15 protein-coding genes are annotated in these 14606 nt (G+C 66.5%); 8 read left to right on the plus strand and 7 right to left on the minus strand.

Features of this window, described 5'->3' with window-relative positions; translation table 11 throughout:
* The 8 genes from AUL36_RS05910 (at window position 1) to AUL36_RS05940 (ending at window position 8467) form a co-directional block, all read left to right on the plus strand.
* The gene (locus AUL36_RS05910; RefSeq protein ID WP_062218913.1) at window positions 1-1251 is read left to right on the plus strand and encodes a sarcosine oxidase subunit beta family protein; all 1251 of its coding nucleotides are present in this window, start codon (window positions 1-3) and stop codon (window positions 1249-1251) included.
* Window positions 1252-1258: 7 nt separating this feature from the next.
* The gene (locus AUL36_RS05915) at window positions 1259-1555 is read left to right on the plus strand and encodes a sarcosine oxidase subunit delta (RefSeq protein ID WP_062218915.1); all 297 of its coding nucleotides are present in this window, start codon (window positions 1259-1261) and stop codon (window positions 1553-1555) included.
* Window positions 1552-4500 (plus strand): sarcosine oxidase subunit alpha family protein, encoded by a 2949-nt coding sequence (locus AUL36_RS05920; protein ID WP_062218917.1) that lies wholly within the window; start codon window positions 1552-1554, stop codon window positions 4498-4500. Before AUL36_RS05915 ends, AUL36_RS05920 begins: the two co-directional genes overlap by 4 nt.
* Window positions 4493-5029: a sarcosine oxidase subunit gamma gene (locus AUL36_RS05925; protein ID WP_062218919.1), complete on the plus strand. Its 537-nt coding sequence runs from the start codon at window positions 4493-4495 to the stop codon at window positions 5027-5029. The genes AUL36_RS05920 and AUL36_RS05925 overlap by 8 nt, the downstream gene beginning before the upstream one ends.
* A gap of 573 nt (window positions 5030-5602) precedes the next feature.
* The gene (locus tag AUL36_RS05930) at window positions 5603-5848 is read left to right on the plus strand and encodes a hypothetical protein (protein ID WP_062218921.1); all 246 of its coding nucleotides are present in this window, start codon (window positions 5603-5605) and stop codon (window positions 5846-5848) included.
* Between the two features lie 306 nt (window positions 5849-6154).
* Window positions 6155-6322 (plus strand): hypothetical protein, encoded by a 168-nt coding sequence (locus AUL36_RS23670; protein ID WP_156418277.1) that lies wholly within the window; start codon window positions 6155-6157, stop codon window positions 6320-6322.
* A 48-nt stretch (window positions 6323-6370) separates the two neighbouring features.
* Window positions 6371-7159 carry a fatty acid desaturase gene (locus tag AUL36_RS05935; RefSeq protein ID WP_082655638.1) on the plus strand — a complete coding sequence of 263 codons (789 nt, stop codon included), beginning with the start codon at window positions 6371-6373 and terminating at the stop codon, window positions 7157-7159.
* Window positions 7160-7510: 351 nt separating this feature from the next.
* The gene (locus AUL36_RS05940; RefSeq protein ID WP_062218923.1) at window positions 7511-8467 is read left to right on the plus strand and encodes a helix-turn-helix domain-containing protein; all 957 of its coding nucleotides are present in this window, start codon (window positions 7511-7513) and stop codon (window positions 8465-8467) included.
* A 38-nt stretch (window positions 8468-8505) separates the two neighbouring features.
* Here AUL36_RS05940 and AUL36_RS05945 read toward each other — a convergent pair whose 3' ends face one another.
* The 7 genes from AUL36_RS05945 to AUL36_RS05980 form a co-directional block, all read right to left on the minus strand.
* On the minus strand, window positions 8506-8778 hold the full coding sequence (locus AUL36_RS05945; RefSeq protein ID WP_156418278.1) for a hypothetical protein: 273 nt from the start codon (window positions 8776-8778) through the stop codon (window positions 8506-8508).
* 531 nt (window positions 8779-9309) lie between these two features.
* Complete coding sequence (locus tag AUL36_RS05955; protein WP_062218929.1) at window positions 9310-10245, minus strand: 2-hydroxyacid dehydrogenase; 936 nt, start codon at window positions 10243-10245, stop codon at window positions 9310-9312.
* Between the two features lie 8 nt (window positions 10246-10253).
* Window positions 10254-10985 (minus strand): amino acid ABC transporter ATP-binding protein, encoded by a 732-nt coding sequence (locus tag AUL36_RS05960; RefSeq protein ID WP_019997525.1) that lies wholly within the window; start codon window positions 10983-10985, stop codon window positions 10254-10256.
* Complete coding sequence (locus AUL36_RS05965) at window positions 10978-11625, minus strand: amino acid ABC transporter permease (RefSeq protein WP_062218931.1); 648 nt, start codon at window positions 11623-11625, stop codon at window positions 10978-10980. The genes AUL36_RS05960 and AUL36_RS05965 overlap by 8 nt, the downstream gene beginning before the upstream one ends.
* Entirely contained in the window at window positions 11622-12326 is a 705-nt protein-coding gene (locus AUL36_RS05970; RefSeq protein ID WP_062218933.1) for an amino acid ABC transporter permease, read from the minus strand. The genes AUL36_RS05965 and AUL36_RS05970 overlap by 4 nt, the downstream gene beginning before the upstream one ends.
* 228 nt (window positions 12327-12554) lie before the next feature.
* Window positions 12555-13346, minus strand: coding sequence for a transporter substrate-binding domain-containing protein (locus tag AUL36_RS05975; RefSeq protein WP_244497048.1), 792 nt, complete (start codon window positions 13344-13346; stop codon window positions 12555-12557).
* A 267-nt stretch (window positions 13347-13613) separates the two neighbouring features.
* The gene (locus tag AUL36_RS05980; RefSeq protein ID WP_062218937.1) at window positions 13614-14381 is read right to left on the minus strand and encodes an SDR family oxidoreductase; all 768 of its coding nucleotides are present in this window, start codon (window positions 14379-14381) and stop codon (window positions 13614-13616) included.
* Between the last annotated feature and the right edge of the window lie 225 nt (window positions 14382-14606).

Below are 14606 nucleotides of genomic sequence, written 5' to 3' on the forward strand. Positions count from 1 at the left end.
ATGCGCTATTCCGCCCTTTCCGTCTTCCTGAACGGCCTTCGCGGCAACACGCGTTGGACGCCCGCCTGGCGCGACCCCGCGCCCCAGCCCCGGTATGACGTGGTGATCGTGGGCGGCGGCGGGCATGGGCTCGCCACGGCCTATTACCTCGCCAAGACCTTCGGCATCCGCAATGTCGCGGTGCTGGAAAAGGGCTGGCTCGGCTCGGGCAATATCGGGCGCAACACCACGATCATCCGTTCGAACTATCTCCTGCCCGGCAACAACCCGTTCTACGAATTGTCGATGAAGCTCTGGGAAGGGCTGGAGCAGGATTTCAACTACAACGCCATGGTCTCGCAGCGCGGCGTCCTCAACCTCTTCCACTCCGACGCGCAGCGCGACGCCTATACGAGGCGCGGCAACGCCATGCGCCTGCACGGCGTCGATGCCGAGCTTCTGGACGCGGAGGCCGTGCGCGCCAAGCTGCCGTTCCTGGACTTCGACAATGCGCGCTTTCCCATCAAGGGCGGCCTCCTCCAGCCGCGCGGCGGCACGGTGCGCCATGATGCGGTGGCCTGGGGCTATGCGCGCGGGGCCGACACGCTGGGCGTCGATGTCATCCAGAACTGCGAAGTGACCGGCATCCGGCGCGAGAGCGGGCGCGTTGTCGGCGTCGAGACCAGCAAGGGCTTCATCGGGGCGGGCAAGCTGGCGCTCGCCACCGCCGGCCATTCCTCGCGCACCGCCGCCATGGTGGACATGGTGCTGCCGCTGGAAAGCCATGTGCTTCAGGCCTTCGTGTCGGAAGGGCTCAAACCTTTCATCGACGGCGTCGTCACCTTCGGCGCGGGCCATTTCTACGTCTCGCAGTCCGACAAGGGCGGGCTGGTCTTCGGCGGCGATATCGACGGCTACAATTCCTACGCCCAGCGCGGCAATCTCGCCACCGTCGAGCATGTGGCGGAAGCGGGCGTCGCGATGATCCCGGCCCTGTCGCGGGTGCGCATGTTGCGCTCCTGGGGCGGCGTCATGGACATGTCGATGGATGGCTCGCCCATCATCGACCGCACCCCGATCGACAATCTCTATCTCAATGCCGGCTGGTGCTATGGCGGCTTCAAGGCCACGCCCGCCTCCGGCTTCTGCTTCGCGCATCTGATCGCCAGGGGCGAGCCGCACGAGACGGCGCGCGCCTTCCGGCTGGACCGGTTCCGGCGTGGCTATGCGATCGACGAAAAGGGCCAGGGCGCCCAGCCGAACCTTCACTGAGGACATCATGGCCAGTCTGATCCGCTGCCCCCATTGCGGGGCAAGGCCGAGGGAAGAGTTCACCGTCCGGGGCGCGGCCCTTGCCCGTCCCGCGCCGGAGGCCGGCGAAGAGGCGTGGTACGCCCATGTCTATCTGCGCGAGAACCCACGCGGGACCTACAGCGAACATTGGCACCATGCGAGCGGCTGCCGCCGCTGGCTGGTGGTGACGCGCGACACGGCGACCCACGAGACATCGAGCGTCGAGGACGCCGCCTCGCTGCGTCTCGCGGCCCCGGCCGCCACCACGGAGAGCGAGCGATGAGCGCCAGCCGGCTTCCCCAGGGCGGGCGGATCGACCGCTCGCGCCAGATCGGCTTCACCTTCGACGGGCGCGCCTATCAGGGCCATCCCGGCGACACGCTGGCCTCGGCGCTGATCGCCAATGATCGGCTGCTGATGGGCCGCTCGTTCAAATATCATCGCCCGCGCGGCCCGGTCACGGCGGGCGCGGCCGAGCCCAACGCCCTGGTGACGATCGGCGCGGGCGGCCGGCGGCAAGCCAACACCCGCGCCACCATGGTGGAGCTGACCGAAGGCCTCGCCGCCACCAGCCAGAACCGCTGGCCCTCGCTCGATTTCGACATCGGCGCGGTGAACGGCCTTCTCTCCCCCTTTCTCTCGGCGGGCTTCTACTACAAGACCTTCATGTGGCCCGCGCCCTTCTGGGAGAAGGTCTACGAGCCGCTGATCCGCCGGGCGGCGGGCCTCGGCCGGGCAAGCCACGAGGCCGACCCGGACGCTTACGAAAAGCTCTGGGCGCATTGCGACCTCCTGATCGTCGGCGCGGGGCCGGCGGGGCTCGCCGCCGCGCTGACGGCGGGCCGGGCGGGAGCGCGCGCGATCCTTCTGGACGAGAATCCGCAAGCCGGCGGCTCCCTCCTCGGCGACACCGGGCGGCATATCGGCGCCGAGACGGCCGACGCCTTCGCGGATGCGGCGCTGCGCGAACTCGCCGATATGCCGCATGTGCGCGTTCTCCCGCGCACCACGGCCTTCGGCTGGTATGACGACATGGTGTTCGGCGCGGTAGAGCGGCTCCCCGCCGGCTCGCCCATGCCCGAGCGCCTGTGGCGCATCGCAGCCCAGCGAGCGATCCTCGCCACCGGCGCGGAAGAGCGCCCGCTCGTGTTCGGCGGCAACGATGTGCCAGGCGTCTTGACGGCCGATGCCGCCCTCGCCTATGCCCGCCGCCACGGCGTCGCAGTCGGCGCGAAAGTCGCCGTTTTTGCCCAGTCCGACGCCGGCGCCCATGCCGCGCGCGCGCTGGAGGCGGCGGGCGTAGGCCTCGCGGCGGTCATCGACACGCGCCCCGAGGCGGCCGATCCTGGTCTGTCCGCGCCCTTCTTTGCCGGCGCAACGGTGGCGGGCACGGCGGGCGGCAAGCGCTTGCGCGCCGTCACACTGCGTCTGCCGAGCGGCGAGGAGCGGACCATCGAGGCCGACGCGCTCGCCATGTCCGGCGGCTTCAGCCCGCGCATTCACCTCGCCTGCCACCGGGGCGGCAAGCCGCGCTGGAGCGAGGCGCATTCGGCCTTCCTCGCGCCCGATGCGCTCGGCCCCTTGTCGCTCGCCGGCTCCGCGAATGGTCGCTCGACCCTGGCCGAATGCCTGGAGGAGGGCGCGCGCGCCGCATCGGCCGCCTTGGCGGAGCTGGGCATCGCAGCCGCGCCCGCCCATTTCGGCCCGGTCGAGGGCGATGTGTCGGCCGCGCCCGCCCGCCCGGTCTGGCGCATCGCCGCGCCGAAGGGCAAGGCCTTCGTGGACTATCAGAACGACGTGCATCTGGCCGATCTCGGCCTCGCCGTGCGCGAGGGTTTCGCCCATGTGGAACTCGCCAAGCGCTACACGACCAACGGCATGGCGACCGATCAGGGCAAGCTCTCCAATGTCAACGTCATCGGCATTCTGGCCGAGGCGCGGGGCCTCTCGCCCGCCGAGGTCGGCACCACGACCTTCCGCCCCTTCTACACGCCCGTCTCCTTCGGCGCGCTGACGGGCGCGGCCAAGGGGCGCGACTTCCAGCCCGTGCGCCGCTCGCCGCTTCATGGCTGGGCCGAGCGGAACGGCGCGCGCTTCGTGGAAACCGGGCTCTGGTATCGCTCGGCCTGGTTCCCCCGCGCGGGCGAGACGCATTGGCGCGAGAGCGTCGACCGCGAGGCGCGCACCGTGCGCGAGGCGGCGGGGCTCTGCGACGTCTCGACGCTCGGCAAGATCGAGATCTGCGGCGCGGACGCCGCCGCCTTCCTCGACCGTATCTATTGCAACGGCTTCGCCAAGCTGCCCGTCGGGCGCGCGCGCTACGGCGTCATGCTGCGCGAGGACGGGATGATCTACGACGACGGCACGACGAGCCGGCTCGCGGAGGATCATTTCGTCATGACCACCACCACGGCGCTCGCCGCCGGCGTGCTCGCCCATCTCGAATTCTACGCCCAGACCGTCTGGCCCGAACTGGACGTGCGGCTGGCTTCCTCCACCGACCAATGGGCGCAGATGGCGCTGGCCGGCCCGCGCGCGCGGGACATCCTGTCGGAGGTCGTGGATGGCGATCTGTCCGATGAGGCCGTGCCCTTCATGGCCGCGCGGGCCGTCACGCTCTTCGGCGGGCGGTTGGAAGGCCGGCTCTTCCGCATCTCCTTCTCGGGCGAGCTCGCCTATGAGATCGCCGTGCCCGCCGGCTATGGCGAGGCGGTGGCCGACGCGCTGATGGCGGCGGGCGCGCCTCACGGCATCTGCCCCTATGGCGCGGAAGCGCTCGGCGTGCTGCGCATCGAAAAGGGCCATGTCACCCATGCGGAGATCAATGGCACGGTGACAGCAGCCGATCTCGGCATGGGGCGCATGGTCTCGCGCACCAAGAGCGATTTCGTCGGCAAGCACATGCTGGAGCGCGAGGGCCTCACCGCGCCCGGCCGCCCGGCGCTGGTCGGCGTTCAGCCGCTCGACCCCGCCACGAGCTTCAAGACGGGCTCGCATATCCTGAACAAGGGCGCGGACGCCACGCTCGAAAACGATCAGGGCTACGTCACCTCCTCCTGCTTCTCGCCGCATGTCGGCTCCACGATCGGCCTCGCGCTGGTGGCGGGCGGCGCGGAGCGGCATGGCGAGGAAGTGCTGGTCTGGAACGGGCTCGCGGGCGAGGTCACGCCCGCCCGCCTCTGCGCCCCGTGCTTCGTCGATCCCGAAAACAGGAGGCTCCATGCCTGAGGCGCTGACCCTCTCGCCCGCCCTTCCCTATCCGCCGCAACGCGCGCCGGACGGGAGCCTGACGCTCGCCGCGCTGCCGCAGGGCCGGCTGATCCACGCGCTCGCCCGTCCCGGCGCGGACGCGGCCTCGCTCGATCCTCTCCTCACGGCGCTGGGGGACGGCAGCCCTCATGCGGTGCGCCCTTATGCGCCCGGCCAATGGTTCGTGCTCGGCTCCGAGCCGCTGCGCCCCGGCGAATGGGCGCGGCTGACCACTCAGCCCGGCGCCTCGTTGGCGCTGAGCGACCAGAGCCATGGGCGCGTGCGCCTGTCGCTGGATGGGCGGCGCGCGCGCAGCGCTCTGGCGCGGGGAACGGGGGTCGATCTCCACGAGACGGCCTTCACGCCGGGCACCTCGGCCGCGACGCTCTTCGGCCATATCGGCATCCACCTCACCTGCCTCGCGCCGGAGCGTTTCGAGCTGATCGTCCTGCGCGGCTTCGCGGAAAGCCTCTGGCACGAGTTGGTGACGGGAGCCTGTTGCCAATAGCCGATCGGACGGCGAAGATTCTGTTCCGTTCCGATTTCCAGGCGATGAACGCGCGAGACGGACGTCTGATGTCTCGAGCCTTCGACCCTGCGACGAGGCTGCCGACCATCGTCCCTTCCGAAGCATGCGCATGACCTCGACCTCGGATACGGCCGCGCTGACGGGCTGACACAACCAAGGTTTTCCCAAATGGTTTGACGATCAGGACGGACGTTACGAGCCCTCAAAAGCGTCGGCGCGTGGCCAAGAAAGAACGGCGACGGCACACGGCGCAGCGAATGCTGGGTGTGAAGACGGCCCGTGCAGCCCATTCCAGCAGCCAAAGTGAGCTGTGATTCCAGAACGAGGCCCGCGTCGGGCAGAAGGCGTCGCGATCTTCGGCGAATCCTATGAGGCTATTCGGCTTTCGTGGGAGAGACCGTCACGCCCGATGTTTTCTTTTGCGCTGTGCCTGTGGTTGGTATCGCCAACCTCCAGACGCTGCTTGAAACGGTCCCGCCCTGCTGGGCCGGCTTTGCCGAGTTTATGTATTGCTGCTATTGAAATCCGAGGACGCAGGAGGGAGGCAAGCGCATGGTCGAGGGCACCTCAATTCATACTGTGGACCGGATCACCAAGCCCATGCTGGTCTTTCAAGCCGCGAACGACGTGCGCCACAAGCTGGCCGGAAGCGACCACATCGTGGAAGCCATTCAGGCGCGGGGCATTTCCGCGTGCGAGCCCCTGCGCTTCAATGCCGGCTCGTCGTTCAAGCCAGCATCACCCAAACGGGCTGCTCGAGCTCCAGCAACGCACCCCGATCCCTGTCCGATGCGCTGATGCGCACTTTGCAGGCCTCCTGCCTGCATTGTCCTTGGGGGCCGATCTCGTGCGCTAACGCCCATCGCCGCGCGCGCCGTGTGCCACTGACGCGGCATGGCACGCTGATGCGCATTTTCACCGGTTCTGGTCTAACGCATTGGAGAGCGACGCGATCACAATTCGAGTTCCTCCAACTCGATCCACTCGGCCCCCGACGGGTCCGTCTTCCTCGACAACGTGACGGGCGCGAGCGGCAGCAACGAGGCGGAGGGTCCCGCTCCGTCGCAACATTCTCCTTGGCCATCATCCGAGACAAGCGCTTCCTTGGTCGAGACGCGGCAGTCCGTTTCTATCGCGGCGCGCCAGCAGACTAAGGCGCTGAGAGCGCGGAGCGTGAAGGAGATCGTGTGCTATGTCCCCGGCGCCATCGTCGAGACCGACGGCATCCAGCCGAAGGGCGATGACCGCGTGTTCCTGCATGCCTTGGCATAACGACGCACACGGGTTTCCCGGGCGCGTGATCCTGTTAAGTTCCAACTCATGACCGATCTTCACATCCCCGCTGCTGCCGAGCGATCGGTGCGACGCCCGAGCGAATCCTCGCGCCCGGTGCTGCGCCCGTTTCAGGGCGTGATCGGCCTTGGCCTTGCGGCCTGCGTCTTCGTCTCGTGGATGTCGATTCATATCGCCGCCGTGTTCTTTTTCGACCTCGGCTGGCGGACGGCGCCGCTGGTTCCCCTCATCATCGCCCTGCAATGCTGGTTGACGGTCGGGCTCTTCATCGTCGCGCATGACGCCATGCATGGTTCGCTCGTTCCGGGCTGGCCCCGGCTTAACGCAGCGATCGGCGCCTTCATCCTGACGATCTATGCGGGCTTTGCCTGGTCCAAGATCCGCGGCGCGCATATGGCCCATCACGACGCGCCCGGCACCGCCGACGACCCGGATTTCTGCGTCGATGAGCCGGAGCGCTTCTGGCCCTGGTTCCGAACCTTCTTCGCGCGCTATTTCGGGCGGCGCTCGATCCTCTTCGTCAGCACCGTCGTCACGATCTACATTCTCGTGCTGGGCGCGCCGGTCACGAATGTCGTGCTGTTCTACGGAATGCCGTCGCTTCTCTCCTCGCTCCAGCTTTTCTACTTCGGCACCTTTCGCCCGCATCGGCATGAAGAAAGCGGCTTCGTGGACCGGCACAATGCGCGGTCCAACGAGTTCGGCTATCTCGCCTCGCTCTTCTCCTGCTTCCATTTCGGATACCATCACGAGCACCACACACAGCCTTGGGTGCCTTGGTGGGCGCTGCCGTCGCAGCGGCGGCAAGGGACGTAGAGAGACCCTGACGACGGGCGGGCCCCACGGCGGCCCGGTGCGTCGTCCTCTGGCTCCTCCCCAATTTGACGTGTTTTCAGAGCGGGCACAGATGCGTTTGGCAAGACCGTTAGCCAGCCAAGAAAGCCTGCACCTTCCCAAACGGCCGTTTTAGATTTTCTACGCTGGGGAACGCAGACAAGCCCGGATCATTTGGAAGCCGTCGGTCTTTTACCTCCGCGTGAAAATAACGACGCGTGGCGCTTGATCCAAGATCAGTCTTCGGATTGATCGAGATCTATTGATATGTACGATTCGCGGCCCCCATCTGGCGGATCGCAAGTCTTCAACCCTGTTTCTCGATCGGCCTTGATGCGTTCCATCGATTTTACGACCAACAGCGTCAGGCCCAAGGAACGCTACGAGGCCTGGCGGGAACGGCCCTGGCCGAGCTACGCCCATATTCTACGAACCGACCGACCAGCCGGCGACTTCTACTCTCATTCGCGGACGTTCCATCTCGGACTACTTGAGTTCACGGACACGCGCATGGCGGGCCAGAACTACGAGCGCACCGACCCGATGATTCAGGGCGATGGGTTCGACGTGGTGACCCTGGCGCTCGTCCTCGAAGGGCGCTTCCACGGCGAAACGGCCGTTTCGCCTTTCCGGGGCGCGGCGAGAAGCGTCCTGATCGGCGATATGAGCCTTCCCTTCAGCCAGTCCTTCACCAATGCCCGCGTCATCAGCTTGAGCTTCCGCCGCGCGACGATCGAGAGTCTGGTGCCGCGCGTCGAGACGCTGCACGGCCTCGTGCTGACGGGCCGCGACGCCGAACCGCTGGTGCGTCAGGTGCTCCACGATCTCGACCATCTCGGGGCGATGGATGACGAGGCTGGCCTCGCCATTGGTGAGCGGCTGACCGGAACGTTCCTGTCGTGTCTGGGTCAGTCGGAGATCTGCACCCTGTCCGAGGATGCCGCCAAGCGGCGACTCCGGACGGAGATCCGCTGGATTCTCGAACAACGCTACCGCGACCCCGATCTCGATGTGGAGCGGATCGCGACGCTGGCGCGCGTTTCCCGCGCCACCTTGTATCGCGCCTTCAAGGACACGAACGGGATCGCGGCGGCCTTGATGGCTCTGCGCCTGCGAAAGGCGGCCGCCGCCTTACAGGACCCTCACGACCGACGCCTGATCGCCGAGATCGCCTATAGTGTCGGCTTCACCCGGAGCGACACGTTCAGCAGCGCGTTCCGCGCCGCCTACGGATGCAGCGCTCGCGAGTGGCGTCATCAGGCGAGTACGAGCCGAAAGCGCGAGGACTGATCCGCGCCCGCGCGGATCAGGCGCCAATCGGTCGCGGATCAGGCAGGGCGATCCACCAGACCCAGCGCCTGCGCCAGAACGCCCATGTCGTGCCCGGACAGGACGGAGGACCGCTTGATGTGCTGTTCGCGCAGGTTCGGAATGAACATCTGCCAGGCCTCGCCTTCGCCCAGCATATCGGGCACCTTGAAGCCGGCCAGCGCTTCCTTCTGGTTCATCTTCTTGACGCGCGCGAGCACGTTCGAACCGGTGAATGTGTTCTTGTCGTCGCCCCAACCCGGCGTGTAGATCGTCTGGCTGAATTTCGGCATGGGCGCGAACGTGCCCAGAAGACGCGCGCGTCGTCCAGAAGTTCGACCTGCACGTAATTGTCGAGATCGTTCCAGTCGAGGCAGACGCAGGACATGAGCCGCACCATGGCCGACATATCCATTTTGCGGCTCTTGGCCTGCTGAAACCGGCCGAGCGCGCCCTCCTTGTCGTCCAGAAACGGCTTCACGGCCGACCACCAGGGCGTCACCCCGCCATCGTCGCCGGCCGCCGCCACACCGGCGGTCATTTTGAAGAGAAGCGTTCCCTTGGGAACCGTCACGACCCGGTATTTCTTGAAACCCGCTCTTTGCGATGTCTTGATATACTTTTCATCGAAGAAATGATGGGAGCCCATTCCAGGATTGATCATGTCGTTCCCTCGCACGTTGCGCGAAGAGTATCATCTCCCGTTCGGGGAGCGTCCCAGAGTTTTTGGTTCAGCGTCTCACAGGCTCGGGGCCGGTTTGCCGAGGCAACAGACAATTGGTCCGTTAGGGCGGACCGGTCGCCTGCCCCCGGCGTTACCAGCGTCAGACGAGCGCGGTCGGCAGTTCGCGCCCCGCGAAATGCGCGTCGAGATTGGCGAGCACGAGATCGGCCATGGCCTGGCGGGTCTCGTGCGTGGCGCTTGCCATGTGGGGGGTGAGCACAACGTTCGGCAGCGTGAAGAAGCGCTCGGGCACGCGCGGCTCGTCGGCGAAGACATCGAGCGCCGCGCCGGCGATACGCCCCTGCTCCAGCGCGTCCAAGAGCGCGGGCTCGTCCACCAGCGAGCCGCGCGCGACGTTGACGAGGACGCCCTTGGGGCCGAGCGCGTCCAACACCTGCGCGTCGATCATATTGCGCGTCTCGGGCGAGGCGGAGGCGGCGACGACGAGCACGTCGGCCCACTCTGCGAGGTCCGCCACGCTGCCGAAGCGGGGATAGGGCGTGTCCACCGCGCTGCGGCTGGCATAGGCGATCTCGGCGTCGAAGCCCTCCAGCCGGCGCGCGATGGCCTGACCGATCCGACCGAAGCCGAATATGCCGTATCTGCGGCGCGAGACCTTGGAGCCGAGCGGTAGATCGCCCGAGGGCCAGCGCCCCGCGCGCACATGCTCGTGCCCGCGCGGGATCTGGCGGAGCGCCGAGACGATCATGCCGATGGCGAGGTCGGCGACGTCCTCGGTCAGAACATCGGGCGTGTTGGACACGCGCACCCCGCGCCGCTTAGCCTCGGTGAGGTCCACCTTGTCGAAGCCGACGCCGTTGATCGCGACGATTTCGAGCGCCGGGAGCCGAGCGGCAAGCTCGGCCGGAATGCCGATATGCCCGCCCGTGACGACACCGCGCAGGCGCTCGGCGTGCTCGCCCAAGAACGCGTCGGGATCACCGGCCTCGAAGAAGCGGTGGACGGTGAAGCGCTCGGCCAATGCCTTTTCCAGCGCGGGCATGAGCGGGCAGAGTTGCAGGATGTTGGCGGTCATGGAAGGGCTCACTTCACGTCGGAGCGCACGAACTGCGCCAGTTCCGGGGTCTTTGGGTTCTCGAAAAGCTCGCGCGAGGGGCCGGCCTCGTGGATGCGGCCCTGGTGCATGAAGACGGTCGTGTTGGCGACGCGCCGGGCAAAGCCCATTTCATGCGTGACGAGGAGCATGGTCATGCCCCCGCGCGCCAGCTGCTCCATGACGGCGAGCACCTCGCCCGTCAGCTCGGGGTCGAGCGCCGAGGTCACTTCGTCGAAGAGCATGACCTTGGGCCGCATGGCGAGCGAACGCGCGATGGCGACGCGCTGCTGCTGACCGCCCGAAAGCTCGTCCGGGTAGGCGTCGAACTTCTCGGACAGGCCGACAAGCGCCAGCACCTCCTCGGCGGTGGCGCGGCTTTCGCCCTTCGCCACGTCCTTCACAATGCGCGGAGCCAGCATGATGTTCTGGCCGACGCTCAAGTGCGGAAAGAGATTGTAGCTCTGGAAGACGATACCGACGTCGCGGCGCAGGGCGCGCAAGGCCGCCTTGTCGGTGCCGACCTTGTGCCCGGCGATCTCGATGGAGCCGGCATTGATCTTTTCCAGCCCGTTGACGCAGCGAAGCAGGGTGGACTTGCCCGAGCCCGAGCGCCCGATCAGCGCCGTGACCTCGCCGCGCCCGACCTCCAGATTGATGCCTTTGAGCACCTCCACCGCGCCGAAGCTCTTGCGCACGTCCCGAATGGCGACCTCAGGCATGGAACCTCCTTTCCAGCCGCCGGGACAGGAGCGACAGCGGATAACAGACGATGAAGTAAAGCGCGGCGACCACCAGAAAGACCCGGAAGGGCTGGAAGGTCGCGTTGTTGACGAGCTGGCCGGCGCGGGCGAGTTCCACAAAGCCGATCAGCGAGGCGATCGAGGTGTTCTTGACCACCTGCACGGCAAAACCCACCGTGGAGGGCAGGGACAGGCGCACGGCCTGCGGCAGGATCACGTAGCGATATTGCTGGACCCGCGTCATGGCGAGCGACTCGGAGGCTTCCCATTGCTGCTTGGCGACGGACTGGATCGAGCCACGCCAGATTTCAGCGAGATAGGCCGAGGCATAGACCGTCATCGAAATACCGGCGGCGATCAGTGGCGGCAGGCGGAAGCCGAGCAGCGCCAGCCCGTAGAAGGACAGGAACAGGATCATCAGAACGGGAATGCCCTGAATGACCTGGATATAGAGCCCCGCCAGAAAGCGCAGCCAGCGCAGCGTCGAGGCTCTGGCGAGCGCCAGGAAGAAGCCGACGAGACCGCCGCCGGCGAGCGCGAGAGCCGTCAGGATCAGCGTCCACTGGAGGGATTCGATTAGAAACAGGAATTCGGACGGACCGAAGGAGCGGAAGATCATGCCGATGCCTCCCCCACGGGCTTGAGCGCGCGCCGCGCCGTGCGCCGACCGAAGAGCCAGAGCCCGACAAGGGCGAGGATGCCGCGCAGGATGAGGGCGAGCACGAGATAGAGCGCGGTCACCGCCAGATAGACTTCGAAGGAGCGATAGCTCTGCGACTGGACGAAGGAGGCCGCCGCCGTCAGCTCGTTCACCGAGATGGCCGAACAGATCGAGGTCGCCAGCATCATCAGCACGAATTGCGACGAGAGGGCCGGATAGACCTTCTGAAGCGCGGGGATGAGGATGACATAACGGAAGATCTGAAATTGCGTGAAGCCCAGCGCCTCGCCCGCCTCGATCTGGCTCTTATGGACGGCCTCGATCCCGGCGCGGATGATCTCGGTGGAATAGGCCGCGAGATTGATCGTCACCCCGATCAGCGCCGCCGTGATGGCGCTGACGCGCACGCCCCCGGCGGGAAGGCCGAAATAGATGATGAAGAGCTGCACCAGAAAGGGCGTGTTGCGGATCAGTTCGACATAGGCGTCGATGAGGATGCGAACGGGCCGCCCGGCGACCGAGCGCAGCGAGGCGAAGAGAATGCCGAAGGCCGTGCCGCAGAGAATGGCAAAGGCGGAAATCTGGACGGTGAGCCACAGGCCCGCCAGAAGCTGGCTCTGATATTGCGCCAGCACGCCGAACTGGAACGTGTAATTCATGGGACAAACCCCGCGCGAAGGACAGGGGACGCCGGCTTGACCCAAGCCGGCGCCGGGCTCGCTCTAGAGACTGTTTCGAAAGTTCTCCGGGTCGGCTCGCCGGCGCTTTTCGTCCGTGCCTTCGTTGCCATCCTCGCCGATGCCGCCGGCATCGACTGCGTTTAGCGCCTTGGCTCGAACCGGAAATCTTGTCGCCGATCCTCCGCCGGGAACTTCCAAAACAATCTCTCAGAAAGCCGGGAGCGTGGGCGGCAGCGGGTCGCCGGTCCATTTCACGGCGATCTTGTCGAGTTCGCCCGAGACCTTCAGCAGGTAGATCGAGGTGTTGAGATATTGCAGCAGCTCGAAATCGCCCGGCTGCACCGCCATGGAATTGCCTTGGCGGAAGAAGGTGAAGCCGATCTGCAAGCCCGCCTGCGGAGCCTGCCGCAGAAGCCCTTGAGCGACCGTGGAGGGCAGCGCCGTCGCGTCCACCTGCCCCGCGACGAGGGCCTGGGCGGAGGTGGAATCGTCCTCGAAGACGACGATCTCCAGCCCTTCCACATTGGCGCGGCGCAGCGCCGTTTCCTGCGAGGAGCCGCGATTGACCGCGACGCGCTTGCCCTTCAACTGGTCGAGGCTTTCGAACTTCTCGTTCGGGCCGGACACGATCACCATGTTGAAGGCCGAATAGGGCGAGGTGAACATCACGGATTTCGCACGCTCGCCTGTTGGAGCGAGGGTCGCGACGAGGAAGTCCACCTGCCCCGTCTGGAGCGCGGGAATGCGCGCGGGCGGCGTCAGCGGCACCAGCTCCACCGGCATTCCGAGATATTGGCCGATCTGGTTGGCGACATCGACATCATAGCCGCTCGGATTGCCGCGTTCGTCGATCATGCCCATGGGCGGAGCGCCGGTCAGAACGCCGATCTTCACCGTGCCGCGCCCCTGAATGTCGGCGAGCGTCACGGCCTCGGCCGAACCCGGCATCGCCGCCGTCAGAGTGGCCACGGCGAGCGATCCGAGGAAAGCGGCCTTCATCACGGCGCGTCGTGTCGTGTTGGTCATACCCATGCCTCCCATGGCATTTCGAGAAAGGATCGAATGCGACCGGGCGGCCTCCCAGCGGCCCGGCGCATGATGTCAGAGACTGTTTCGGAAGTTCCCGGCGGAGGATCGGCGCGGGATTTTCGGTTCGTGCCAAGGCGCCAAACGCAGTCGATGCCGGCGGCATCGGCGAGGATTGGCAATGAAAGCACGGACGAAAAGCACCGCCGATCCGACCCGGCGAACGTTCGGAATAGTCTCTTAGAGCGTGGCGAGCACCCCGCCATCGACATAGACGATCTGCCCGTTGACGAAGGTCGCGGCGTCGGAAGCGAGGAAGATGCAGGCGCCCTGCAACTCCTCCACCTTGCCCCAGCGGCCCGTCGGCGTGCGGATCTTGAGCCATTCGGTGAACTTCGGATCGTCCACCAGCGCCTGGTTCAGCGGCGTTTCGAAATAGCCGGGGCCGATCGCGTTGATCTGGAGCCCGTGGCGCGCCCAGTCGGTGCACATGCCCTTGGTGAGGTTGAGCACCGCGCCCTTGGTGGCGGTGTAGGGCGCGATGGAATAGCGCGCGGCCTGCGCCTGAAGGCTGGCGATGTTGATGATGCGCCCCCGCCTGCGGGCGATCATGTGCTTGGCGACTGCCTGTCCGACGAAGAAGACCGAGTCCACATTGGCCCGCATGATCTCGGACCAGGTTTCGGCCGGATAGTCTTCCAGCGGGGCGCGGCGCTGGATGCCGGCATTGTTGACGAGAATGTCGATCGGCCCGATCTCGGTCTCGATGCGATCGACCCCGGCCTTAACGGCGGCGTGGTCGGTCACATCGAAGGCGCTCGTGTCGACCGCGATGCCCTCGGCGCGCAGGCGCTCGGCCGCCGCATCGAGCTTCGCGCCGTCGCGCCCGTTCAGCACGACGCGCGCCCCGGCGCGACCGAGCCCCTCGGCCAGCGAATAGCCGATGCCCTGGCCCGAGCCCGTGACGAGGGCCGTGCGGCCGGAGAGATCGAAAAGCTTCAGGGACATGATTCCCCCTTCCCATGCCGATTCAATGTACATGATACCGATAACACCGCAAGCGGACTCACGCGAGCGTGATCGTTCTGCAGTGATTCAGGCCTGCGGCCAGCCGTGATGGCAGACGCCCTCGCGGTCGAGCCGGGGGACCGTGTGCGCGCCGAAGAGATCGGTGGTGCGCCCCCTCGGAGCGAAGCTCCCCTCTGTTTCGCTTCGAAACATCAGCCGCTCGAA

This window comes from Aureimonas sp. D3 (assembly GCF_001463805.1).
In the GTDB taxonomy this organism is placed as follows: Bacteria; Pseudomonadota; Alphaproteobacteria; order Rhizobiales; family Rhizobiaceae; genus Aureimonas; species Aureimonas ureilytica_A.